Origin of the sequence: Citrobacter sp. UYEF32 (assembly GCF_040546205.1) — a bacterium.
GTDB classification, from domain to species: domain Bacteria; phylum Pseudomonadota; class Gammaproteobacteria; order Enterobacterales; family Enterobacteriaceae; genus Phytobacter; species Phytobacter diazotrophicus.
This window is the reverse complement of sequence record NZ_JBEPNI010000005.1, coordinates 53,631-77,485: the sequence shown is the minus strand read 5'-3', so window position 1 is coordinate 77,485 and position 23,855 is coordinate 53,631. Positions and strand designations below refer to the sequence as shown.

General features: G+C 53.9%; 27 protein-coding genes. 11 read left to right on the top strand and 16 right to left on the bottom strand.

Features of this window, described 5'->3' with window-relative positions:
* The first annotated feature begins 6 nt into the window (after window positions 1-6).
* Genes osmX through osmV form a run of 3 tightly spaced genes read left to right on the top strand, consistent with a single transcriptional unit; the run spans window position 7 to window position 2,714 of the window.
* A complete protein-coding gene (osmX, locus tag ABIB59_RS14915; protein ID WP_071195528.1) occupies window positions 7-909 on the top strand; it encodes an osmoprotectant ABC transporter substrate-binding protein OsmX in 903 nt (300 codons plus the stop codon).
* 9 nt (window positions 910-918) lie between these two features.
* Window positions 919-1,566, top strand: coding sequence for an osmoprotectant ABC transporter permease OsmW (osmW, locus tag ABIB59_RS14910; protein WP_335255121.1), 648 nt, complete (start codon window positions 919-921; stop codon window positions 1,564-1,566).
* The gene (gene osmV / locus ABIB59_RS14905) at window positions 1,566-2,714 is read left to right on the top strand and encodes an osmoprotectant ABC transporter ATP-binding protein OsmV (RefSeq protein ID WP_039078847.1); all 1,149 of its coding nucleotides are present in this window, start codon (window positions 1,566-1,568) and stop codon (window positions 2,712-2,714) included. Before osmW ends, osmV begins: the two co-directional genes overlap by 1 nt.
* Window positions 2,715-2,820: 106 nt before the next feature.
* Here osmV and bioD read toward each other — a convergent pair whose 3' ends face one another.
* The 3 genes from bioD to ynfL form a co-directional block, all read right to left on the bottom strand.
* A complete protein-coding gene (gene bioD / locus ABIB59_RS14900; RefSeq protein WP_039078846.1) occupies window positions 2,821-3,516 on the bottom strand; it encodes a dethiobiotin synthase in 696 nt (231 codons plus the stop codon).
* Between the two features lie 125 nt (window positions 3,517-3,641).
* Window positions 3,642-4,862: a sugar metabolism global transcriptional regulator Mlc gene (gene mlc / locus ABIB59_RS14895; RefSeq protein WP_039078845.1), complete on the bottom strand. Its 1,221-nt coding sequence runs from the start codon at window positions 4,860-4,862 to the stop codon at window positions 3,642-3,644.
* A 130-nt stretch (window positions 4,863-4,992) separates the two neighbouring features.
* Complete coding sequence (ynfL, locus tag ABIB59_RS14890) at window positions 4,993-5,889, bottom strand: multidrug efflux transcriptional activator YnfL/SxtR(Kp) (protein WP_354035984.1); 897 nt, start codon at window positions 5,887-5,889, stop codon at window positions 4,993-4,995.
* A gap of 108 nt (window positions 5,890-5,997) precedes the next feature.
* Here ynfL and ynfM point away from each other — a divergent pair, with 108 nt between their 5' ends.
* On the top strand, window positions 5,998-7,248 hold the full coding sequence (gene ynfM, locus ABIB59_RS14885; RefSeq protein WP_039078843.1) for a multidrug efflux MFS transporter YnfM/SxtP(Kp): 1,251 nt from the start codon (window positions 5,998-6,000) through the stop codon (window positions 7,246-7,248).
* A gap of 64 nt (window positions 7,249-7,312) precedes the next feature.
* On the opposite strand, the gene ABIB59_RS14880 is transcribed toward ynfM, so the two are convergent.
* On the bottom strand, window positions 7,313-7,405 hold the full coding sequence (locus ABIB59_RS14880; RefSeq protein WP_223886976.1) for a KPN_01571 family protein: 93 nt from the start codon (window positions 7,403-7,405) through the stop codon (window positions 7,313-7,315).
* Window positions 7,406-7,574: 169 nt separating this feature from the next.
* Here ABIB59_RS14880 and ABIB59_RS14875 point away from each other — a divergent pair, with 169 nt between their 5' ends.
* From ABIB59_RS14875 to ABIB59_RS14860, 5 genes are all read left to right on the top strand, one after another.
* Window positions 7,575-9,062, top strand: coding sequence for a carboxypeptidase M32 (locus ABIB59_RS14875; protein ID WP_071195525.1), 1,488 nt, complete (start codon window positions 7,575-7,577; stop codon window positions 9,060-9,062).
* Between the two features lie 68 nt (window positions 9,063-9,130).
* On the top strand, window positions 9,131-9,601 hold the full coding sequence (locus tag ABIB59_RS14870) for a GNAT family N-acetyltransferase (RefSeq protein WP_354035981.1): 471 nt from the start codon (window positions 9,131-9,133) through the stop codon (window positions 9,599-9,601).
* 301 nt (window positions 9,602-9,902) lie between these two features.
* A complete protein-coding gene (asr, locus tag ABIB59_RS14865; RefSeq protein ID WP_039078840.1) occupies window positions 9,903-10,304 on the top strand; it encodes an acid resistance repetitive basic protein Asr in 402 nt (133 codons plus the stop codon).
* Window positions 10,305-10,395: 91 nt separating this feature from the next.
* A complete protein-coding gene (gene ydgU / locus ABIB59_RS26400; RefSeq protein ID WP_090088754.1) occupies window positions 10,396-10,479 on the top strand; it encodes a small membrane protein YdgU in 84 nt (27 codons plus the stop codon).
* A 101-nt stretch (window positions 10,480-10,580) separates the two neighbouring features.
* A complete protein-coding gene (locus tag ABIB59_RS14860) occupies window positions 10,581-11,402 on the top strand; it encodes a trypsin-like serine peptidase (protein ID WP_071195522.1) in 822 nt (273 codons plus the stop codon).
* Between the two features lie 2 nt (window positions 11,403-11,404).
* Here the strand turns inward: ABIB59_RS14860 and ABIB59_RS14855 are convergent, their stop codons facing one another.
* The 6 genes from ABIB59_RS14855 to ABIB59_RS14835 form a co-directional block, all read right to left on the bottom strand.
* On the bottom strand, window positions 11,405-13,567 hold the full coding sequence (locus tag ABIB59_RS14855) for a bifunctional diguanylate cyclase/phosphodiesterase (protein ID WP_039078838.1): 2,163 nt from the start codon (window positions 13,565-13,567) through the stop codon (window positions 11,405-11,407).
* A gap of 110 nt (window positions 13,568-13,677) precedes the next feature.
* On the bottom strand, window positions 13,678-14,007 hold the full coding sequence (gene mdtI / locus ABIB59_RS14850) for a multidrug/spermidine efflux SMR transporter subunit MdtI (protein WP_071195520.1): 330 nt from the start codon (window positions 14,005-14,007) through the stop codon (window positions 13,678-13,680).
* Complete coding sequence (mdtJ, locus tag ABIB59_RS14845) at window positions 13,994-14,356, bottom strand: multidrug/spermidine efflux SMR transporter subunit MdtJ (RefSeq protein ID WP_354036347.1); 363 nt, start codon at window positions 14,354-14,356, stop codon at window positions 13,994-13,996. The genes mdtI and mdtJ overlap by 14 nt, the downstream gene beginning before the upstream one ends.
* Before the next feature lie 114 nt (window positions 14,357-14,470).
* On the bottom strand, window positions 14,471-14,569 hold the full coding sequence (locus ABIB59_RS26395) for a protein YdgV (RefSeq protein ID WP_418904010.1): 99 nt from the start codon (window positions 14,567-14,569) through the stop codon (window positions 14,471-14,473).
* Between the two features lie 189 nt (window positions 14,570-14,758).
* On the bottom strand, window positions 14,759-15,826 hold the full coding sequence (locus ABIB59_RS14840) for an AI-2E family transporter (protein WP_039078864.1): 1,068 nt from the start codon (window positions 15,824-15,826) through the stop codon (window positions 14,759-14,761).
* Window positions 15,827-15,842: 16 nt separating this feature from the next.
* Window positions 15,843-16,019 (bottom strand): hypothetical protein, encoded by a 177-nt coding sequence (locus ABIB59_RS14835; protein ID WP_334749044.1) that lies wholly within the window; start codon window positions 16,017-16,019, stop codon window positions 15,843-15,845.
* Window positions 16,020-16,179: 160 nt separating this feature from the next.
* Here ABIB59_RS14835 and umuD point away from each other — a divergent pair, with 160 nt between their 5' ends.
* The gene (umuD, locus tag ABIB59_RS14830; protein WP_071195519.1) at window positions 16,180-16,602 is read left to right on the top strand and encodes a translesion error-prone DNA polymerase V autoproteolytic subunit; all 423 of its coding nucleotides are present in this window, start codon (window positions 16,180-16,182) and stop codon (window positions 16,600-16,602) included.
* 8 nt (window positions 16,603-16,610) lie between these two features.
* On the opposite strand, the gene ABIB59_RS14825 is transcribed toward umuD, so the two are convergent.
* The 6 genes from ABIB59_RS14825 to ABIB59_RS14800 form a co-directional block, all read right to left on the bottom strand.
* Window positions 16,611-17,372, bottom strand: a complete 762-nt coding sequence (locus ABIB59_RS14825) for an SDR family NAD(P)-dependent oxidoreductase (protein ID WP_039078835.1) — start codon at window positions 17,370-17,372, stop codon at window positions 16,611-16,613.
* A 269-nt stretch (window positions 17,373-17,641) separates the two neighbouring features.
* A complete protein-coding gene (locus ABIB59_RS14820) occupies window positions 17,642-18,703 on the bottom strand; it encodes an ABC transporter ATP-binding protein (RefSeq protein WP_039078834.1) in 1,062 nt (353 codons plus the stop codon).
* 2 nt (window positions 18,704-18,705) lie between these two features.
* On the bottom strand, window positions 18,706-19,575 hold the full coding sequence (locus tag ABIB59_RS14815) for a carbohydrate ABC transporter permease (protein WP_354035977.1): 870 nt from the start codon (window positions 19,573-19,575) through the stop codon (window positions 18,706-18,708).
* On the bottom strand, window positions 19,553-20,455 hold the full coding sequence (locus ABIB59_RS14810; protein WP_107224162.1) for a carbohydrate ABC transporter permease: 903 nt from the start codon (window positions 20,453-20,455) through the stop codon (window positions 19,553-19,555). The genes ABIB59_RS14815 and ABIB59_RS14810 overlap by 23 nt, the downstream gene beginning before the upstream one ends.
* A gap of 215 nt (window positions 20,456-20,670) precedes the next feature.
* Window positions 20,671-21,999, bottom strand: coding sequence for an ABC transporter substrate-binding protein (locus ABIB59_RS14805; protein WP_354035975.1), 1,329 nt, complete (start codon window positions 21,997-21,999; stop codon window positions 20,671-20,673).
* Window positions 21,986-22,942, bottom strand: coding sequence for a TauD/TfdA dioxygenase family protein (locus ABIB59_RS14800; RefSeq protein WP_052249242.1), 957 nt, complete (start codon window positions 22,940-22,942; stop codon window positions 21,986-21,988). The genes ABIB59_RS14805 and ABIB59_RS14800 overlap by 14 nt, the downstream gene beginning before the upstream one ends.
* A 609-nt stretch (window positions 22,943-23,551) precedes the next feature.
* On the opposite strand from ABIB59_RS14800, the gene ABIB59_RS14795 reads away from it, so the two are divergent.
* Window positions 23,552-23,833: a flagellar transcriptional regulator FlhD gene (locus ABIB59_RS14795; protein WP_052249241.1), complete on the top strand. Its 282-nt coding sequence runs from the start codon at window positions 23,552-23,554 to the stop codon at window positions 23,831-23,833.
* The last annotated feature ends 22 nt before the right edge of the window (window positions 23,834-23,855 follow it).

Below are 23,855 nucleotides of genomic sequence, written 5' to 3'. Positions count from 1 at the left end.
ATCCCTATGAGACTGACTTCACGCCTGTTGGGGCTATTGAGTGCCACGCTGCTTTTTACGGCAAGCGTACACGCCGCCCCGCTGATTCTGGCGACCAAAAGTTTTACTGAGCAGCATATTCTCTCGGCCCTGACGGTGCAGTATCTGCAAAAGAAAGGGTTTCAGGTGCAGCCACAAACCAACATTGCCACGGTGATTTCCCGTAATGCGATGATCAATAAACAGGTTGATATGACGTGGGAATATACCGGCACCTCGCTGATTATCTTCAATCATATTAAAGAGCGTATGACGCCGGAACAGTCTTACGAAACGGTAAAACGGCTGGATGCAAAACATGGCCTGGTGTGGTTAAAACCTGCCGATATGAACAATACCTACGCCTTTGCGATGCAGCGTAAACGCGCCGAGGCCGAGCATATCAATACCATGTCTGACATGGTGGCGAAGATTGAGCAGATTCGAAAAACCGATCCTAAACACAACTGGATGCTGGGGCTGGATCTCGAATTCTCCGGGCGTAGCGACGGTATGAAACCCTTCCAGCAGGCCTATAACCTTGAGCTGGACAGGCCGCAAATCCGTCAGATGGACCCCGGGCTGGTCTATAACGCCGTCCGTGATGGCTTCGTCGATGCCGGTCTGGTCTACACGACGGATGGCCGGGTAAAAGGCTTCGATTTGAAAGTGCTGAAAGACGATAAAGGCTTCTTCCCCAGCTATGCCGTGACGCCGGTGGTGCGTAAAGACACGCTGGAGGCCAATCCGGGGCTGGAAGAGGCGCTTAATACGCTTTCTGGTCTGCTCAACAACGACGTCATCATGACGCTCAACGCAAAAGTCGATATTGACCATCAGACGCCACAGCAGGTGGCGCACGACTTCCTGCGTGAGAAAGGTCTGCTGTAAGGAGCGCCTATGGATACGATTCACTACATGATGGATAACTGGAACTATCTGGCAATGCTCACCTTCCAGCACCTCTGGCTGGTGCTGCTTGCAGTCGGTCTGGCAATTGTGACGGGTGTGCCGCTGGGGATCCTTATCGTAAGGCATAAATGGCTGGCAACGCCCGTGCTGGGGCTGGCAACGATTGTGCTGACCATCCCGTCGATTGCCTTATTCGGCCTGATGATCCCGCTTTTCTCGCTGATCGGCCAGGGGATTGGCGCCCTGCCCGCTATCACCGCCGTATTTCTCTACTCCTTGCTGCCGATTGTGCGTAATACCCATACCGCGCTGGACAGTCTGCCTCCTGGCCTGCGTGAAGCCGGACGCGGCATTGGCATGACCTTCTGGCAACGTCTGCGCTGGGTAGAGATTCCCATGGCGCTGCCAGTGATTTTCGGCGGTATCCGTACTGCGGTGGTGATGAATATTGGCGTTATGGCCATCGCGGCGGTCATTGGCGCAGGCGGCCTGGGGCTACTGTTGCTCAATGGTATCGGCGGCAGCGATATCCGCATGTTAATTGCCGGGGCGCTGATGATCTGTTTACTGGCCATTGTGCTCGACTGGTTACTGCATCGCTTGCAGGTGGTTCTGACACCGAAGGGGATTCGATAATGATAAAACTGGAAAATTTAACTAAACAATTCACCCAGAAAAACGGCCAGACCGTGAAGGCCGTCGACAATATCAACCTGCACGTGCCGCAAGGTGAAATGTGCGTACTGTTGGGCCCGTCCGGCTGCGGCAAAACGACCACGCTTAAGATGATTAACCGCCTGATTATGCCCAGCAGCGGTAAGATCCTGGTCAATGACAAAGATACCAGCGACATGGATACTGTCAGCCTGCGTCGTAATCTGGGCTATGTTATCCAGCAGATCGGTCTGTTTCCCAATATGACCATTGAAGAGAACATTACCGTGGTGCCGCGCATGCTGGGCTGGGATAAAGACCGCTGTAAGCGTCGTGCCGAAGAGTTAATGGATATGGTGGCACTGGATGCGAAAAAATTCCTTCACCGCTATCCGCGTGAGATGTCCGGCGGTCAGCAGCAGCGTATCGGGGTGATTCGCGCACTGGCGGCGGATCCGCCGGTCCTGCTGATGGATGAACCGTTCGGCGCAGTCGATCCCATTAACCGCGAGGTTATCCAGAATCAGTTTCTGGAGATGCAGCGCACGCTGAAAAAGACCGTCATGCTGGTCAGCCACGATATAGATGAAGCGTTAAAGCTGGGGGATCGGATTGCGGTGTTCCGCCAGGGGCGTATTGTGCAGTGCGCCAGCCCGGATGAGCTGCTGGCCAAACCGGCGAACGAGTTTGTCGGCTCTTTTGTCGGCCAGGACCGTACATTGAAACGTCTGCTGCTGGTTTCCGCAGGCGATGTCACCGACCAACAGCCAACGCTGACGGTACGTGAGTCGACGGCGGCGCAGGAGGCGTTCGCGATGATGGACGATAACGATATTCGCGCGATTACCGTGGTGGATGGCGACGGTAAACCGCTGGGTTTTGTGAAGCGTCGCGAAGCGCGAGGCGCGCAGGGCGATTGCGCCGGGCTGCTGCATCCATTCCGAATCACCGGGAAAGCTGAGGATAATCTGCGCGTGGTATTGTCGAAGTTGTACGAGAGTAATACCAGTTGGATGCCGATTGTTGATGAAGCCGGGCGCTACAACGGGGAGATTTCACAGGATTATATTGCAGATTATTTAAGCTCCGGCAAAACACGCCGGGTGCTGAATATTCACAGCGATGCCTGACCCCGGCTGGCGCGACGCTTAGCCGGGCTACGTATGAGGTATGTGCCGCACCAAACGCGTAGCCCGAATCAGGCGCTTGCGCCGCCATCCGGGTCTGGCTGCCGGTTTACGCCAATACACGCTCGGCGGCCAGCATCCCTTTCGCCATCTGCAAATTGATATACTGCGCCAGGTCGCGCTGTTCAGCACGCGGCAGATAAGGTAACTCACCCACCAGCGGCGCAGGCAACTTGCGGCTGAGAACATTAATAATTTCAGCGTAATGCGCAAGCCCTGGGTTAATGCGGTTAGCCACCCAGCCAATCAGCGGCAGACCATCGCTGGCAATCGCCTGAGCGGTCAACAGCGCATGGTTGATACACCCTTCCTGTATCCCGACTACCATCAACACGCCCATTTGCTCTTGCACAACCCATTCGGAAAGCGGACGCAGATCGTTCATCAGGCTACGCCAGCCGCCCGTCCCTTCCACCACCACATGATCAACCTGCTCGCACAGGCTGGCCAGGCCATTGGACAACAGGGTGTAATTGATCGCAGAACTGTGCGCCACGCTACTTTCATCTTCGCTAAACGCAATGGGATTGACAGCAGAATACGGTAAATCAATTGAAGACACGCTTTGCAGCACCAGCGCGTCTTTATTGCGCAGGCCTTCCGGTGTCTCTTTGCTCCCTTTAGCGACTGGCTTGTAACCCGCGACGGTACTGCCACAAGCGGCCAGCGCCTGTAGCAGCGCGCGGGACACCACTGTCTTGCCGACAGACGTATCAGTACCCGTTACAAAGAAACGCTTAAGCATCGCTAACTCCACCGTTATGCTACGAAAATATAAATCAGGAAAATAATTCAGTAGCGAAAGTCTACGTTAGGGATGCGATGTTCAGCTTGAGATAGCGCAATTTTTAGTAGAACAGTGTAAAAATGTTACCCCTGCAACAAACGAATCAACAAGGATCCGTTATACATCGCGTCTTTCACCAGTGCCGCACCTGCCATAGTGCCCTGATTGGTGAATTGTGTACTTTCGACGGCGATATGTTTGCTGTAGGCGGGCAGCGCCTGCTGGCGAATGCAATCAGCAATCGCCGGGAAGAGGATATCCGCCGCCTTACTGAGCGGCGAACCAATGAGAATTTTTTGCGGATTGAATAAATTCACCATGATGGCGAGAATGCGACCAACATTCGCCCCCACGCCACTGATAATGTCTTTCGCCAGCAAATCGCCCTGTTGAGCCGCTTCACATAACGACTCTACCGTCAGCGGTTGTTGATGCAACATCGAGCTCATGGACTGGCTCATGCGTAGCTGCGCCAGTTCCAGCACACTCTCCACGCTGGCAATGGTTTCCAGACACCCATGATTACCGCAGTAGCAGCGCTTACCGTATGGGTCGACCTGCGTATGACCGATCTCCACCAGGCTACTGCTACCTGCATGAAGTAGGCGACCGTCGGTAATAACCCCGGCCCCAACGTTATGATCGATAACCACCTGGATAACATCACGCGCCCCGCGCGACGCGCCAAACAGCGCCTCTGCCATGGTCCAGGCGCTGATATCATGCTGCACATAGACCGGCACACCGGTGTGCTGTTCCAGCATTTCCCCCAGCGGCATATCTTTGACGTCTTCATAAAACGGCATGCGGTGCACAATGCCATGTTCCGTGTCGATAATCCCCGGCAAGGTGATAGCAATAGCGGTTAACCGCTCCAGCTTCTGCTGATGGCGGATAAAGAACTGATCGATATGAACAATGATGCGCTGCAGCAGCGGCTTTTCGTCGGTCAGCGGAAGCTCCTGACGCTCTTCCACCACCAGTTTGCTGCTTAAATCGCGTAAAGAGAGGAAGATCTCCCCGCGGCTGATGCGCAGCGAGAGATAATGCCAGGCTTCGGTCTCCACCACCAGCCCAACGGCAGGCCGCCCGCGGCTTCCCGGCTCCTGAATTTCGGTCTCCTGCACCAGGTGCGCCTCAAGCATTTCCCGCACAATCTTGGTAATACTGGCCGGCGCAAGCTGCGCCAGACGTGACAGATCGATGCGCGACACCGGGCCAAGCTGATCAATAAGGCGGTAGACAGCCCCTGCATTGGTCTGCTTAATCTGATCAATATGCCCAGGCTGACTATCAGCAACCACCTCTTACTCCCTTTATTTTTGAGCTCGAAATAAACTTTGGGATATGGTGAAGCACTTCAATAGTCGCCGTCAAATATTTACGTAGGCTTGTGATTTACCGCACGTTTTGCGGGCGTATACTGGCCACTTTTTATGCATTCGCCGCAGAAATGAGTTGCTGCCTGAAACGCTGTGCCGCTGTTCCCTGTTCATGATGCTTTGCCCATACGAGCCACATTTCCGATACCGCATCCGTTTCCAGGATCGGTACCCAGCGCATTTCTGTCAGTTGTACGCGCCGAAATGAGGCAGGCAGAATCGACACCCCAAGCCCTGCCGCCACCAGCCCAATAATGGTCATCGCCTCCCCCACTTCCTGGGTAATCGACGGTGTCAGGTTATAACGGCGCAACAACCCAAGAATATCGTCATACAACCCGGTTCCCACATGTGGGTCGAAAAAGACAAACGGCTCCCGCGCCAGCTCGGCCAGCGATACGCCGCTTTTCGCGGCTAAAGGGTGATCGCGATGAATCATCGCCAGCAGCGGCTCGCGCAAAATCACCTGCCAGGCCAGCGTGTCAGGCAGCAAGGTATTGCGCATCAATCCAAGGTCAAGCTTGCCCTCATTGAGCGGGGCTATTTGCTCACGAGTATTGATTTCCCGGGTCTGGATATGCACATCCGGGTAAGACTGGCGAAACGACGACAGGGTGTCAGACACCGCGCTAATAAACGGTGCCGATGAGGTAAAGCCAATGCGCAAATCGCCGTTTTCCCCCTGATGCAGGCGGGACGCCCGGCTAACGGCATCATCTACCTGGCTTAATATCTGCCGACTGTCTGCCAGAAACTGTCGGCCTGCGGGCGTCAGCGACACGCTGCGGTTGGTACGCGCCAGCAGCTTCGCGCCGATTTGCTGCTCAAGGATTTGGATTTGTTGGCTCAGCGGCGGCTGGGAAATATTTAACCGCGCCGCCGCATGACCAAAATGCAGCTCTTCGGCGACAGCAATAAAATAACGGAGATGGCGAAGCTCGATATTCATATTTTAAACATATCATTTGAGATTATTAATATATTAGACAGAACAATGACCGTTTCATACCCTTAAATACATCCCCGCCTGACCGGGATGTAAACTTAAGGATTTCAAGTGAGCCGTACAACTACCGTTGACACTCTTCCGGCAAGTGGTGTTGATGAAAATAATCGTTCTTTGCCGACACAATTTATTAAACGTGGTACCCCCCAATTTATGCGCGTCACCCTGGCGCTCTTCTCCGCCGGACTGGCTACCTTCGCCCTGCTTTATTGTGTACAGCCTATTTTGCCGGTGCTGTCGCAGGAGTTCGGCGTCTCCCCGGCAAACAGCAGTATTTCACTCTCTATCTCTACCGCCATGCTGGCCATCGGTCTGTTATTTACCGGACCGTTATCAGACGCGGTTGGCCGTAAGAAAGTGATGGTGACGGCATTGTTGCTGGCCTCATGCTGTACGCTGCTTTCAACGCTGATGACCAGTTGGCACGGCATTCTGATCATGCGTGCCCTGATTGGGCTGTCACTGAGCGGAGTTGCCGCCGTGGGCATGACCTACCTTAGTGAAGAGATCCATCCCAGCTTTGTCGCCTTTTCCATGGGGCTGTACATTAGCGGTAACTCGATTGGCGGCATGAGCGGACGCCTTATTAGCGGCGTGTTCACTGATTTTTTTAACTGGCGTATCGCGCTGGCGGCAATTGGCTGTTTTGCACTGGCTTCCGCGTTAATGTTCTGGCGTATTTTGCCGGAATCTCGTCATTTCCGTCCGAGTTCGCTACGCCCGCGCACCCTGTTCATTAATTTTCGCCTGCACTGGCGCGATAAAGGATTGCCCTTATTATTCCTTGAGGGTTTCCTGTTAATGGGCTCGTTCGTTACCCTGTTTAATTACATTGGTTATCGGTTAATGCAGTCGCCGTGGTTTTTAAGCCAGGCGGTGGTGGGGTTACTTTCCGTCGCCTATTTAACCGGCACCTGGAGTTCGCCACGCGCCGGAGCAATGACCGCCAAATATGGTCGTGGGCCGGTGATGGTCGCCTCGATTGCAATTATGCTTTCCGGTCTTTTATTAACGTTACTTCCTTCACTGTGGGCGATCTTTATCGGTATGCTGCTTTTTACTGCCGGTTTCTTTGCTTCCCACTCCGTCGCCAGTAGCTGGATTGGCCCACGCGCGCGCCGCGCCAAAGGGCAGGCTTCATCGCTGTATTTATTCAGCTATTATCTGGGCTCAAGTATTGCGGGTACGCTCGGTGGTGTGTTCTGGCATAACTATGGCTGGAACGGTGTGGGCGGCTTTATTGCGCTGATGCTGTTACTGGCGTTATTTGTCGGCAGCAGACTACATCGCCGCTTACGCTAAAGCGGTACGAGTTAACATAGAGCCCCGGTCTATTTTCGGGGCTTTTGCTCTGTGCCCTGGCAGATCAGAACATCCCTAGTATCGACGATGCCCCTAAAAGTTCACGTACTGCGTCAAGCACCATAAGAGCAAATATGATCCACACAAAGGGATTCATCATTTAGGCTTTAGGGTTGATTCAACGTATATCACCTGCGACTTTTTCATTATGGTTCAGTTGGTAATGTCCCACCATAAACCGGCGAATAATCTTGTTTGTCCATTGATAAGCGCCTGAATCTCTGTACTCTCATTCATATCGTTCCGAACCCGCTTGCAGAGGCAATATGGATAACAATCAAAACTATCAATCCCTTACCCGCACCTTCACGCGCCTGAGCCGTTTTCAGCACCTCTCCGCCATCGCCGGATGGGACATGTTCGCCATGATGCCGCCGGGGGGCAGCACCGCCCGTGGTGAGGCGCTGGCTGAACTGGGGGTGCTACAGCACCAAATCCTGACCGACAAAAAGGTGGGTGACTGGCTGCGCAATGCACTTCAAGAAGAACTTAATGATGTGGAGCAGGCCAACCTGCGCGAGATGACGCGCCAGTACCAGCAGGCCGCGCTGCTGCCGGAATCACTGGTGGAGGCCAAAGCACTGGCGGGCAGCAAGTGCGAACATGCCTGGCGCACTCAGCGTCCGGCAAATGACTGGGCCGGGTTCAGCGCGAATCTGAAAGAGGTGGTAAAACTCAGCCGCGAAGAGGCGAAGATCCGCGCCCAGGCAAAAGGCTGCTCACCGTATGACGCGCTGCTGGATATTTTCGAACCGGACATGACCAGCGCCCGCCTGGACGTCCTGTTCGCCGATCTAAAATCCTGGCTCCCGGACCTGCTGCAGCGCGTGGTTGACAAGCAATCGCGTGAAACGCTGATTGCCCCCGTCGGCCCGTTCCCGGTCGCCACCCAGCGCGAACTGGGGCTGGAAGCCATGACGCTACTCGGTTTCGATTTTAACGCCGGGCGTCTCGACGTCAGCGCGCATCCATTCTGCGGCGGCGTGCCGGAAGATGTCCGCATCACCACCCGTTATGATGAAAATGAACTGCTGAGTGCGCTGTTTGGCGTGGTGCATGAAACCGGGCACGCCCGCTATGAGCAAAACCTGCCGCGTCAGTGGCTGGGGCAGCCGGTCGCGCTGGCGCGTTCTACCGCCATCCATGAGTCGCAAAGTCTGTTTTTTGAAATGCAGCTTGGCCGCAGCGAAGCCTTCCTGAAACGTCTGTTGCCCGCGATTATTCAACATTTCGGCGCACAACCCGCGTTTGAAGAAAGTAACTTCATCGCCTGGAACCAGCGCGTTAAACCCGGCTTTATCCGCGTCGATGCCGATGAAGTTAGCTATCCGGCCCATGTGATCCTGCGTTATGAAATTGAGCGAGCATTGATTAACGGCGAGATAGAGGTGGACGATATCCCCGCCCTGTGGAATGAAAAAATGCAGGCATGGCTGGGCTTGTCAACCGAAGGTAACTACCGTAACGGCTGTATGCAGGATATCCACTGGACGGATGGCGGGTTTGGCTACTTCCCGTCGTATACGCTTGGCGCGATGTATGCCGCTCAGCTTTTCCAGGCCGCGCGAAATGCCCTGCCAGGGCTGGACGAAGCTATTGCGCAAGGTGATTTTTCCGCACTGTTTGACTGGCTGCGGCAGAATATCTGGCAGCACGGCAGCCGTTTCTCCACCTCGCAGTTGATCGAACAGGCCACTGGCGAGGCGCTGAACAGCCGCTATTTCCGCCAGCATTTAACGGCGCGTTATTTGTAATCATCCCCGGCACAGTTCACGCACCGCGCGCTGAACTGTGCCAGCCCATCACTTTGAAAGGCAAAAATATGGTTGTGCTTCACCCCATGTCTGAAACGGAATTCGCAGGCTTTCTGGCCTATTTTATTCCCGACTATGCTGCGGAGATTGCCGCTAATTATCACCTCTCCCAGGATGCGGCGTTGGCGCAGGCAAAACGGGAAATTGCCACCAGCCTGCCCGACGGTGTGCAAACGCAAGGTCAAAGCCTGAAAAGCATCGTGCATACAGATAACGGCAGCGAAGTGCAGATTGGCTATTTATGGTACCGGGCGAATGGGGAGGATCAATCGGCATTTATTTATGACTTTTACCTCCTGCCCGCGTTTCGCGGTAAAGGGCTCGGTAGCCGCGCGATGCAAAGTCTGGAGGCTCTTTTGGCAGGCGAAGGTATCCGGCAAATCAAATTACGCGTCGCCGCCGAAAATGCGCATGCCAAAAAAGTCTATGAAGCGAATGGCTACCAGGTCACCGGCTATAACATGAATAAATTGCTTTGAATCATGCCGGGGGGGCTCTGTACTGGCTTTCAGCCCCCCTTTCTGGCTTTATTCGTACAATAACGATGACGTCCACCTTGCGGATGTACATGGTTCAACTGATAACAATAAAACTAACTATCTGAAAATAAACACTTTCATCATCTAACAAAGACTACGTTCTGCGCCCCCCGCCTCGTTTGTACATCCCGTTACACGCCGAAACCAATCACTCACGGAAAGAGATCATCGCTGTCGGTATAGTCTCTTCAACGGCCCCGCAGTGGGGTTGAACAATGAAACCAAATTCGAGGATATCAGAATGAAAAAAGTATTAGCTCTGGTTGTTGCCGCTGCTATGGGTCTGTCTTCTGTTGCGTTCGCTGCTGATACCGCAGCCACAACTGCAGCTCCGGCTACCACCACTACTACTGCTGCTCCGGCCGCTGCACCTGCTGCTGCCCCGGCTAAAACCACGCATGCGAAAAAAGTTCACAAGAAAAAAACCGTTGCACAGAAAGCTCAGGCCGCTAAGAAAAAACACCACAAAAAAGCAGCAGCTAAACCAGCTGTAGAGCAGAAAGCTCAGGCTGCTAAGAAAAAACACCACAAAAAAGCAGCGGCTAAACCGGCTGTAGAGCAGAAAGCTCAGGCTGCTAAAAAACACCATAAAAAACACGTAAAACACACTGCAACTAAACCAGCTGCTCAACCGGCTGCATAAGTTACCGTGTAATACCCCGCCTGCTGTACAGGCTGAGTAAATCGTCGGCGCTGAACCCTGAGGTGAAGCGCCGTTTTTCTCTGGAGGGCCTATGCTGCGACGTTATCGTTTCGAGTTCATCCTGTTAATGCTGATTGTCTGCGCGCTCATTGCCCTTCGGCTTTTTCTTTCCTGATGTAGCACGCTGATTTTACTCCCACTTTTTTCTCGCCCCGTCTATAGTTTATAAACCTGGGTTCACATTTAATAATCATAATTACCCCACCAGAGTGTGATATGCGAAAAACCGTTGTGCTATTGCTGGGATCGTTTTTTCTCTTTTCTGCTTACGGACATGCCGACGATGGTGATGATGACACCATTGATGCGGCTCAGATCAAGACGCTGTTCTTTGGTCATGATGATCGCGTTCGCGTGACCACTCCGACCCGCTCCCCCTGGGATGCGATTGGGCAACTGGAAACAGCAAGCGGCAATTTATGTACCGCGACGCTTATTTCGCCTCACCTGGCCTTAACCGCCGGGCATTGTCTGTTGACGCCGCCGAACGGCAAACCGGATAAAGCGGTAGCGCTGCGGTTTGTTTCGCAGAAAGGAACCTGGCGTTATGAAATCCACGGCATCGAAGGGCGCGTCGATCCGTCGCTGGGTAAAAGGTTGAAACCCGATGGCGATGGCTGGATCGTGCCATCATCCGCGGCACCCTGGGATTTTGGGCTGGTTGTGCTGCGCAACCCGCCATCCGGCATTACGCCGTTACCGCTGTTTGTGGGTGATAAAGCGGCGCTGACGGATGCGCTCAAAGTGGCAGAGCGCAAAGTGACGCAGTCGGGTTATCCGGCCGATCATCTGGACACGCTGTACAGCCACGAAAACTGCATTGTTACCGGCTGGGCGCAAAACAGCGTTCTGTCTCATCAATGTGATACGTTGCCCGGCGACAGCGGCTCGCCGTTGATGCTGAAAACCGCCGAAGGCTGGCAGCTTATTGCGGTCCAGAGTTCAGCCCCGGCCGCCAAAGATCGCTGGCGCGCCGACAACCGGGCCATTTCGGTGACCGGTTTTCGTGACAAACTCGAAGCGCTGGCAAAAGAGTAAAATCAGCCCTGCCGCAGATGACGAAAATGCAAAATGTCGTCCAGCGGCATGGGTTCGCTAAACCAGTAGCCTTGTAACTGGTCGCAACCGGCCAATCGTAGCATCTTCATCTGCTTTTCATTTTCCACGCCTTCGGCCACCACCATCATTCCCAGCGCACTGGCGATACGAATTGTGCCGCTCACCAGCGCCGAGGCTTGTTCATCATCATCTACCAGCCCGGCCAGGGATTTATCAATTTTGATCGTTTCAAAATTAAAGCGTCTCAGGTAGCCGATACTGGAGTATCCGGTACCAAAATCGTCCAGTGCGACCGACATGCCCAGCGCTTTCAGGGTGGTAATAGCGATATGTGCGCGCTCCGGATTTTCCACTACATAGGTTTCGGTCACTTCCAGTTGCAGACGTGCTGGCGGGAAGCGCGTACTTTTCAGCACCTTCGCCACCTTATCTTCAAAATCCGGATCGCGAAATTGCGCCGGGGAGATATTTACCGACAATTTTAAATCGCTATACGCCTGCAGATCGTTACAGGCACGACGCAGAACAAATTGCCCCAGTTCGTAAATCAGGCCACTGGTTTCCGCAATCACAATAAAATCATCGGGTTTAAGTTCGCCACCCGGGCGGCGCGGCCAGCGGACAAGTGCTTCGACGCCAACCATCGCCAGGCTACGCGCATCCACAATGGGCTGATACCAGACATCGAATTCATCGCGTTCCATACCGTTACGGATATCATTTTCAATCAGCAACTGCCGCTCGCGAGCGCTGTTCAGCGCCGCATCGTAATGCGTGATGCGCCCTTTGCCGATACTTTTTGAGTGGTACATGGCGATATCGGCACGGCGGAAAAGCTCAGTACTGGTGCACTCCACCAGCGTGCCGCTGGCGATACCAATACTGGCTCCAATATGGATCGTCCGCTCTCCCACCTGGATGGGGTTATTCAGATACGCCAGCACGTGCCCGGCAAATCTCGCGGTCTGCTCCTCTGCCCAGGGGCCGCCAATGGTCATGGCAAACTCATCGCCCCCCATCCGCGCCAGCATCCCCTGCGTCGGCACTTTCTCCCGTAACGTCTGGGCGATGGTTCTGATCAGGCGGTCCCCCACGTCATGCCCGTAAATGTCGTTCACATCCTTGAACCCATCAAGATCGACAAAGGCGACGCTCATCATACTGGTGTCGCCCCGCGCGGCGAGCTTATCGAGATGTTCAATCAGGGCGCGGCGATTAGGCAGGTGGCTCAGCCAGTCGGTTAAGGCAATCCGACGGGCAATATTTTCCCCTTTCGCCAGCTTATACAACCCGGCGCTGCTCAGGAGAATAAACAGGAGGATCAATCCCGATGCCAGCAGGGCGATTTGACGAATATTGGCAGAGGCCGCCTCGGCAGCTTCCGCGCCCGGCAGGCGCCGTGACCAGTCTAACCAGCCCAGCACCTCCCCCGCCGAACTTTCCAGCGGCACGGCGAATTCATCCGGCTTCTGCTCCGTGAACGCTAAATCGGCTATCTGGAAGGTATCGCCCAGCTCTTTAAGGATTTGTGTATTCAGGTGGCGGGTAATCACCAGATAACGCCGGGTATTATCATTAACCGCTAAATTACCCACCATCGGGCGGATAAGGCCTATCCCTATAAATGCGGTGCCGCTGCGGGTACGGGTAATCCCGGCATAAATGTCATTACTGGAAATCAGTGAAGCCGAATTATTACGGATGAGCGCCTGTAAACCCTTGCCAAAAAAATCGAGCGAATGTTCCGTAAATGTGGCGCTGTGAAACGCTCCCCATAAGACGTTGAAGTTTTCATCAAGAATAAAGGTGCCGTCATAGAGATTATTGACTTTAAATCCCTCACCCCAGGTTTTGTAGAGCCATTGTGTATCAAGCTGTGGGCGATACGCTTCCCGCACCGCGTCATCCCAGACGGCGTTATCAATGACCAGCGAGCGCACGCGATTTACCGAGGTCTGAATCGCCCCCTGCACGGACAGTACGGTGCGGTGTTCATCAATTTCGTTGGCTTTACTACTGATCAGATGCAACGAAAGGTAGAGCAGCGCAACGATAGAAAAAATAAGCCCAATCCCTGCCAGGAAGATCATGACGAACAGGGTTTTGGCATTCGGGATATTCCGCCAGCTAAATGGGTTCAACATGCACTGCCCCCTCTATCCTTAACAGGAAAAACAGCCAGTTGAGGACTTCCGTTAACTAAGCGTAATACAGTCGGTGGATTTCGCTGCCTCTGATTCGGGCAGCGATCACATCAGGCGAGTTTTATTAGTATCATACCCACAATCAGTAAGATAACCCCCATCCAGCCTTTATTATTCAGGCGCTGGCCGAAGAGGATCCAGCCCGCCGCCAGGGTCGCGGCAATGCCGAACCCACCCCAGAGCGCGTAAGCTACTGACAAATCTATCCCTTTTACTGCCTGAGACAGCGCAGCAAAGGCACCAAGCACCGCCACCAGCGAGCCAATTCCGTATAATTTATGGCGAAAACCGGCTGAAAATTTAAGGAAAATATTGCCGACGATCTCCAGCACAATGGCCACCGCCAGCCAGGCGCCGTGAACCCACTCAAACTGTTGCATTGCAGCGCTCCTGCGGCGTCTTAGCCGCTTTCTGGGTGCCCGATTTGATAAGCACAATCCCGACCACCAACGTCATCAGCCCGGCAATTTTCATCGGGGAGAGCGCTTCATCAAACAACACAACGCTAAACAGGGTGATCAATAAAATACCGATCCCCTCCCACAGGGCGTAGGCCACCCCGAGGGCAATTTTTTTAACCGCGAATGATAATAAAATATATGACAGTGCAATCATCACCAGCATCAGAATAAAACCGGCGTGTCCGTTAGTCACACTTGCCCACTTCATTGATAATGTGCCGGTTATTTCAGCCACAATGGCCAGCGCTAATAATATCCAGTAAATCATCATGCTTCTCCTGCTTGAGAATATAATCCTGCAGGGTTCTTCCCTAACGGAAAACCCGGTGCGTAAAAAATGAAAGTCGCGTGATTTACGCGAACCTAAGCAGAGAGAAAAGGACTATAGCGCCGAGCGCCAGTGTTGTTCGCCGGAAAGCAGAAAGACAGAAGAAGTAAGACGGGAAAAGCCAGAGATGAACGTCCTGAACAAATTATCCATAAAATTACAATATCCGCACATTGCTTCTCATCGCGGCGGAACGATTGTCCTCAGTAGTAAAACACGCCCTATTTCTACCACAGGCCCTGTTTTTCCTCAAATTCTTTTCACTTCTTTACCTGTGCTCACCAGGTTTGTGGAAATGGCATCACAGCCGCCGGTGAAAAATATCGGCGGCGGCAATACAGATTATTGTTCCGATTTCATCGCCAGCGCACGGTCTTCGGCGAGTAAATTCCACGATGCAATAAACAGCCCGGCAATCATTGGCCCCAGCACAAAACCGTTAATGCCAAAGAATTGCAACCCGCCAAGCGTAGTCAGCAAAATTAAATAATCGGGCATCCGGGTATCTTTGCCGACTAATAATGGCCGCAGGATATTATCAGCCAGTCCGACCACCACGACAAAATAGAGCGTCATCATTGTACCGGTGATAATTTCCCCGGTGGAGAAGAGAAAAATAGCCGCCGGAACCCAGATAAGCGCCGTACCCACCGCCGGGATCAGCGACATGAATGCCATCAGCGAACCCCACAACAGGCTGCCGTTAATGCCGGAAAACCAGAAGCCGAAGCCTCCCAGCGCCCCCTGCACAATTGCTACCACCAGTGTCCCTTTCACCGTGGCGCGGGAGACGCTGGCAAATTTATGGAACAGGCGGCGTTTGATTTTGTCCGTCAGCGGAATAGCCGTAAATATTCTGCGAACCAGCCGGGAGCCGTCTTTCAGTAAAAAGAACAGCAGATAGACCATCAGACAGAAACTGACGGTAATACTCAGGGTATTTTTACCAATAATCACTGCGCTGCCCGCCAGATATCGCCCGGAGCTCAGCGCCACACCGGATAATTTTTCGCGAATGGCACCGACAGAGTCAAAGTCATTTTCACGTAAATATCCCTGCGCCCAACCGGGCAGATAACTAATACTGTCAGTAAAGAGTTGTGGTAAATCCGTGGCGTTATTTTGCAACCGTTGATAAAGCGCATTAATTTCCGCAATCAGTGACGTAACAATAATCATTAATGGAATAAAAACCAACACGCAGATAAGCAGTACGGTCAGCAACGAAGCAATACCGTCACGCCCCCGTAACCAGGCGGATAATTTCACCCGCAGCGGATAAAAAATAAGCGCCAGAATAACAGCCCAGATAATGGCTGCATAGTACGGCTGGATCAGGCTAAAAAACGCCACACTGACCAGCAACAACAGAACGATAAAAAAGAAATTATGGGTTTTCAATGCCGTCATTTTCGCCATCCAATGGTTAAACTGCTGCTAAGTGTAGTGGCTGGCCCAGTGAATGTAAAAAACGTCCACCGCCGCGAAATAATAAAATAGCGTTTTTTCCCTTATTATTCTCAAGGTTGCCTGCGGCCAGATGAGGGCCAGAAATACCCGAATCGCGCATTTTTTCATCATCCAACAAAAATCCTTGTGCCATCAATCTCTTCACAAAAATCGCAGCGAGGCGGCTTGATCGATACTCCTTTTTGGCGATACTGTATATAAACACAGTAATACATAAAAACAGTCATCATGGATGTATCAGCGGCGCAAGCCTCACCTTTATCAGGACGTCTACAGGTTTGTCAGGCAGCCTTATGCCTGCCATTACGTGGGAGCGACATGCAATGACAACCAGCGCTTTTCCCAGCCCGGCGGCCGATTACATCGAAGGCGCGATCGACCTGGTGGCACACTTGATTAGCCACCCGTCCGCAACCTATGTGCTGCGCACCGCCAGCGATGCCATGTGCGGCGCGGCGATCCTGCCCGGATCCTTACTGTTGGTGGACAGCAGCCTGCAACCGGCGGATGGCGATATCGTCGTCGCCCGCCTGCTGAGCGGTTTTACCGTCCGGCGTTTACGCCTCTCACCGCCGCGCCTGGTGGCAGAGAACGAAAACTATCGCACGGTATACATTGATGAGGAGGAAGGCGCGCATATTGTGGGCGTCGTCACCACTATCATCACGACGCCCCGGCGCACCCTGCACGTGCGCGCGGCCAGCGTGCGGGGGTGAAGATGCGGTCACACCAGGCGGATACCGGCGTCGATAAAAAAGAGCCCCCCGGTACAGCCACGGGCGTCATCGGAGGCGACAAACAGCGCCATGGCGGCAACGTCCCGGCCTTCAAGGGTGATATCCAGCGACTGCATGGCCTGGATCTCCTTTTCGGATTCCGGCGTGCGCCACAGCGCCTGCTGACGTGGGGTGGAAATCGCCCCCGGCACGATGCAGTTAACGCGAATGCCCGATGGCCCCAGTTCGCGCGCCAGCGTCTGGCTTAGCCCGACAATCGCCGCCTTTGACGTGGTGTAACCGGACATGCCCGGTCTGCCCTTCATAAAGCTGGTGGAGCTGGTCAGAATGATGTTGCCGCCCTCGCCTTTTTGCATCAGCGCGGCAACGGCCTGGCTGGCAAAGAATTGGTGATCAAGGTTCACCGCCAGGCTCTCGCGCCAGGCCTCCGGTTCCACCGTGAAGGTATCGGTCCGGTCGTCACGGGCGGCGTTATTGATCAGCACATCAATGCGGCCTTCCTGGGCGGCAATGTTGTTGATTGCCTCGCGCAACGCGGCAATATTTCGCACATCGACCGGATGAAAACAGGCGCCTCGAGCCTGTGCCAGCGCACTCCCCGCCGTCATATCGATATCCAGAAAATGTACCCGGCTCTCCTGCTGGCGAAACGCCGTCACCAGATCCGCGCCAATCCCGCTGGCCCCGCCGGTGATCACCACCACTTTGTTTTGCAAACTCCCGTAACGAGTATAACGATGTTCGGTCATCTTTCTGTCCCATCTGGCGCCAGTAACGCCTGCATTATAGAACCGTCGAGGGTAGCGCGTTTGACGCCAGGCCGATAAGCAATGGTTGCGCCCGCCTGTCACGCGCCTCCCCTGGGTTAAGGTGACATGCCCATGAGCTTTGACATTAAGTGACAACGTCACGCAACAACTCTACAGGCGCGGTTGCGGCAGTGACTTTTTGACAGGCGGCATCATTAATCCATCGACGCCAAAGACAATCGCTTTCCTGTTCATTACCTCCCTCAGCGTTAATTGAGTCGCACGCCGCTTGCGGCATCAAACAAATGAGCATGACGGGCATCCGGCAGGATTTTCAGCGTTTCACCTGGCAGTGCCGCCACGCGTTGATGAAACAGCGTGGTCACTTTTTGCTGGCCGATATTAAGCAGGATCTGCGTCTCCGAACCGGTGGGTTCCACCACGTTGACATGGGCATCGATCGACGCCCCCGGCGTCAGCACAAAGTGCTGTGGTCGCACCCCGTAGAGCACTCGCTGCCCGATATTCAGCCCCGGCGTCTGGGCTACCGGCAGGGCAATGCCGTCATCGGTCATCACGATGCCAGGCCGCTCCACGTGCCCGGTGAACAGGTTCATCGACGGCGAACCGATAAAGCTCGCCACAAAGGCGTTGGCCGGGCGGTCGTACAACTCCAGCGGCGTGCCCACCTGCTCAATATGCCCGTCGCGCAGCACCACGATACGGTCGGCCATGGTCATGGCCTCAATCTGATCGTGGGTGACGTAAATCATGGTGGTGTTAAGCCGCTGATGCAGCGCCTTGATTTCAGTGCGCAGCTCCACGCGCAGTTTGGCGTCGAGGTTAGAGAGCGGCTCATCAAACAGGAACAGACGCGGATGGCGCAGGATCGCGCGGCCCATTGCCACGCGCTGGCGCTGCCCGCCGGAAAGCTGCGACGGTTTACGCGCCAGCAGCGGCGTCAGCCCTAACGTGTCGGCGGCCTGGCGCACCTGGCTGTCAATTTTCGCCTTCGCCACGCCCTGCATTTTGAGCGAGAAACCGAGGTTATCCGCCACCGTCATGTGCGGATAGAGCGCGTAGTTCTGAAAGACCATCGCCATGTTACGCTCCTGTGGCGAGAGATCGTTAATCACCTCGCCGTCCAGAATCAGCTCGCCGCCGTCGATACCCTCCAGCCCGGCAATCATACGCAGCAGCGTTGACTTTCCACAGCCGGACGGCCCCACCAGGGCAATAAATTCGCCGTGGTGAATGGTCAAATCCAGACCAGGGATAATGGTCTGCCCGTTAAAACGTTTTGCGATGTTGTTGAGTGTCAGGGTTGCCATTATTAATCCTTAAGTCCACCAGCGGTTAAGCCCTGTACCAGATAGCGCCGCACCAGCAGGGTGAAGGCAACCACCGGCAACATCACCAGCGTGCCGCTGGCGGCGATTTTGCTCCACTCCCACCCTTCGTATTGCAGGAAATTCACAATGGCGACCGGGGCGGTAATAGCGTTAGTACGGGTTAAAATCAGGGCGTAGAAAAAGTCGTTCCACGAGAAGATGAAACAGAGAATGGCAGTCGCCGCGAGGCCCGGTTTGACCAGCGGCAGCGACACCCGCCAGAAACTGCCCCACAGGGAGCAGCCATCCATCCACGCCGCCTCTTCCAGCGTGACCGGAATGGCGGCAAAGAAGGTCTGCATCAGCCAGATAACAACCGCCAGGTTAAAGGTGAGATAGACAATCGCCAGTCCGATGATGGTGTCCTGCAGGCCAAGCCAGCGAAAGGCGAGAAAGAACGGAATGGTAAAGGCGATGGGTGGCGCCATGCGCGTCACCAGGATCCACAGCGCCACATAACGACGGGCGCGAAAGCGCCAGCGCGTCAGCACCCAGGCGGCTGGCACGCCGAGCAGGAGCGAAAATACCGTGGAAATCACGCTGACCATCAGGCTGTTGCCAAACGGCTGCAGGAAATTCCCGGCAATCAACTGGCGATACGCCTCCAGCGTGGGCGTGAAAAACAGCGTCAGGTCGAACGCATCCATCGACGGGCGCAACGACATGATGACCATCCACAGGAAAGGTACGAGAAACAACACCAGCAGCAGTAACGCCGCCAGCGTGCGTTTGCCTTTGAAACGCCACTTCTTGCGCCGCGTAACGGTGAACGCGAGCGGACGGCGTTCATCAGTGTGCTGTACTGTCATCATTCCACCCCGCACGGCCAATCAGCCAGCTTAAAATAAACACCCCGACCAGGATCACCACCGCGATGGCGCTGCCGTATCCCCACCAGGAAAAGTTAAAAGCCTGAATAAAACCGTAGTAGTTAGTGACTTCTGTCACCGAGCCCGGTCCGCCGTCCGTGAGGATGTAAATCAGCGGAAAGGCTTTGAAGCTGTCGATAAGACGAAACAGAATGCACACCGCCAGCACCGGTTTGAGGTGCGGCAATACGATGTAGCGGAAGATATTGAACGACGAGGCACCGTCGAGGCTTGCCGCTTCGCGCGGTTCGTTGGGCACCATTTGCAGGGCCGCCAGCACCATCAGCATGGTGAACGGAAACCACTGCCAGACGTCGGCCACCACTATCGCCCACAGCGCGGTGTCCGGGTTGGCGATAAGCGAGTTCAGCGGCAGGTTGATGCGCTCCAGAATTTGGTGCAGCGGGCTGATGTCCGGGGTGTAGATAATTTTCCAGATCAGCGCCACGATAATCGGCGGCAGTACCATAGGGATGAGCAACAAAGTACGCACCCCGTTGAGCAGCCGCGATGAGCCATTCAGCAGCAGCGCCAGCAGCAGTCCGATCAGCACCTGGAAGAAGACACTCACCACCGATAGCTTAAGCTGCGTCACCAGCGAGTTGAGAAAACGGTCGTCATGCAGCAACTGCTGATAGTTCACCAGTGGGTTACTAAAGGTGAATGTCGCTTCCGGGTTAGTCAGGCTGAACGGCGTGAGGCTGGTGACCAGCAGCGCCGCCGCCGGGACCAGGGTTAACAGCGTCAGCACCACAAGCGACGGCGATAACCCCAGCAGCCAGGCGTAATGCTGGCGCTGACGCCAGCTTTTGAGTTGTGCCATCGTTTCAATTCCATAGAGCCTGAACTACAGGCGTAATTGTTGCAGGCAGTTTGGACCCGGACAGCGCGGAACAACCGGAGCGTACTTGAAGTACGTGAGGATTATTAGCTTCGCACACCCTCCGGGCCGCCCTAACGGGCGTTCAAAACGCTATGCGTTTTGTGTGAGCCCTGCCCAGGACCAAAATGGCAAATAAAATAGCCTGTATTCAGGCTCTAAATCTTCGCCCCGGCGCGTTTTAAATCCGCAATCGTCCCGGCCTGCGCCTGGGCCATCGCCTCTTTTGCCGAAAGCTGTCCGGAGGCAATCAGCGCAATGGCTTTGTTCAATTGCTGGTCAACCTGCGGATAAAACTCCACGGTGCGGTATTTCATGTAACCGCCCTTGCCCGCCTGGTCGATGGCATCAATGGAAAGCTGCGCCAGATCGACGCCGTTGATCACCTGCTTAGAACGGAACACCGGCGAGTCGATATCGCTGCGCCGGGTCGGTGAACCGTATCCGGCGGCCAGCGTGCGTGCCGTGTTCTGTTTCGAAAGCGCCCACTGGATAAACGCCCACGCCGCCTCTTTATTTTTCGAACCTGCCGGGATACCCAGCGCATGGGTCGCCATGCCGGGGAACCACCCTTTTGGCCCATTGACCATTGGGCCAAAATGAGCCGAGTTCAGGGTGCGCGAGCTTTCCGTATTGCCCAGTTGTGCAAGGTAGGTCTGGCTGGCGTCAGAAAGGTTCACCCTTCCCTGTTTAAGCGCCTGCAAGGACTGGTCGGCGGTATAGGTGATGCCGCCGTTCGGGCCAAACTCGCGAATAAGGCGGGCAAAATAGTCAGCCGCCTGCACCGCTTCCGGGGTATCCAGCGTCGGGAACAGGTCATCCGGCGGTGCGCGGAACACGTTGCTGCCAAAGGCCTGCAGATAGGGAATAAAGGTCCAGCCATAGTGATTGTCGGTGACATACCCGGCGACGCGCTCTTTCTTGTTCACCGCCTGTAGAACCTTCACCAGATCATCGGTGGTTTTCGGGAATGCCAGCCCGGCCTGTTGAATCAGGTCATAGCGTGAGGCCCCGGTCAGCATGGCTTCCACCACATAAGGGATGCCGTACAATTTGCCATCGCGTCCGGTTTCCGCCGCCAGGGTAGCAGGCAGAAAATCCTGTAACCCCCAGTCAGCCGGCGTGAGATTGGGATTGGCGACAAACTCATCCAGCGGGGTCAGCCAACCCGCGTTGATCCAGCGGCTGGTGTAGATAAAGGTGACGTTGACCACGTCATAGGCCGATCCGCGTGTCGACAGTTCCAGGTCGGCACGCTGGTTGTAAACCGGGAAAGCAGGCGTATCGAGCTGCACTTTTGCCCCGGTCAGGGCTTCAAATTCCGGCAGCCACTGGCGAATCAGTTGCGGCCAGGCGGTACTGAAGGTGGAGACATTGAGCGTCACGCCATCATATTTGCGGGCCACATTTGCCCCCCGCGCGATAGCCGGGATCATGCTGTAGACCCCGAACGCCGCCATGGCCTTGAGTAAATCACGACGCTGCATAGTTCACTTCCCTGTCTGGGGTATCGTTTACGGCATCCTGCGGACGGGTTACGGTGCGGCTACGGCTGCCGTCAATGGCGACGGCCGGTTCGCCTTCAATGGTGACGCGACGGACCAGACGTGGCTGGTTGCCATAATCATTGACGGCGTAATGCTGAGTGCTGCGGTTATCCCAGATAACCACATCGTCCTGCTGCCACTGCCAGCGCACGGTATTTTCCAGGCGGGTAATACGGTTTTGCAGTAATTCAAAAAGCTGTGCCGATTCACGGCTGTTAAAGCCGACCAGTTTTTTCACAAAGTGACCAAGTAATAAGGCGCGCTCGCCGGTTACCGGATGAACATGTACTACCGGATGTTCCGCTTCCCATACAGAAGAGACAAAAACATTTTTATGGTGATTAAGGCGATGTTCTTCGGTGACAATACGTTCTGCGCCGTAGTCGTAATTATTACTGTGAATAGCGCGCAGTGTACCGACAAATTGTTTTAACGATTCCGGCAATAATTCATAGGCTAATGCGGTATTCGCCCAGACGGTATCACCACCATATTCCGGGATGGTGACACCGCGCAGAATGGATATTTTCGGGAAAGCATCCACAAAGGTGACATCGGTGTGCCAGGAGTCTGCCCGACCACCACCTTTGGAGGCATCCAGCTCGAACAATTTGGTGCCCGCAGGCGACGGCACCGTAGGATGCGCCACGATCTTACCCAGACGCGCACCGAAGGCCTGATGGGCTTCATCGGTCAAATGATGCTGTTTACGGAAGAATAAAACCTTATACTTTACGAGTGCATTTTCAATTTGCTGAATATGGTTATCATCAAGATCAGCCGAAAGCGAAATATTGCGTATCTCCGCGCCAATATTTCCGGCAACGGGATGAATTTCCAGTAAATCAGTATCGTGACGGGCAATGCGCTGGGTTGAGGTCATGGTTGTTTTCCTTCAAAATTGTCCGGAAACCAACTCTAGTAATAAACGAAGTGTGACTAAAAAGATTTTTTGGTAATAAATATATTAACTGCTTACGCATAAGCTAAGCTGAAAAATGCAATTAGAGGCATTGCTGGTGAAATACACTGTCTTTTTATATTAATCCTGGGAAATGGTTTTTGATCCTGGTCAGATTAAGAGTTCATACCTCTTCGTTTTCGTATATGCGAAATAGGGGAATGGAGGCGCTATAAGGTGGAAATATATATGTCAGGTGAAAATGGTAAGTTTCTGATGCGCGACTCGTGCCTCAGGGAGGCGGGCAACGGCCAGGACCGTGTAGATACCGTTAAAAACGGCTAATGGCACATTGCCAGTCGCGATACTTTCTCTGTTATAGAAACATAATTTCCGTAACGCCAACGCGAATGACTTTCATTATTAACCCATTCTCAGGATGACATTCTGGAAATATTTTCGGGCCAGATATAACCGTATTGTGAAAATAATGTAAATTTTCACACGAAAGTTGTATTTTGCATGTATCATAACAGCAGCGGGTTTTCCTGGTGAACACCTCTCTCTTCCGTTTCTTAATCCGGCGTATAAATGACCACACAAGTTTCTGTCCTTAAAGAAATTCACAATCTTAATTTGTCATATCTTTTACTGGCACAACGCGTAGCAACTGAAGATGCCAAACAAGCCGAAAGCTTTTTAAACATGGACATTGAATTAATTCAGACGGTTAAGCAACTAACCGCCACGCAAATACTCGCGCTGGCGCAGACAAATCAGTGCATCATTAAAGTTAAACCAAACCTGATCACCCCCCTTGCTGAACCGACCGGTGCTCAGGCCATTCACGGTCAATCTCAGCGTCGGCGTTAAGATATTTCTCTTTTAAATATTT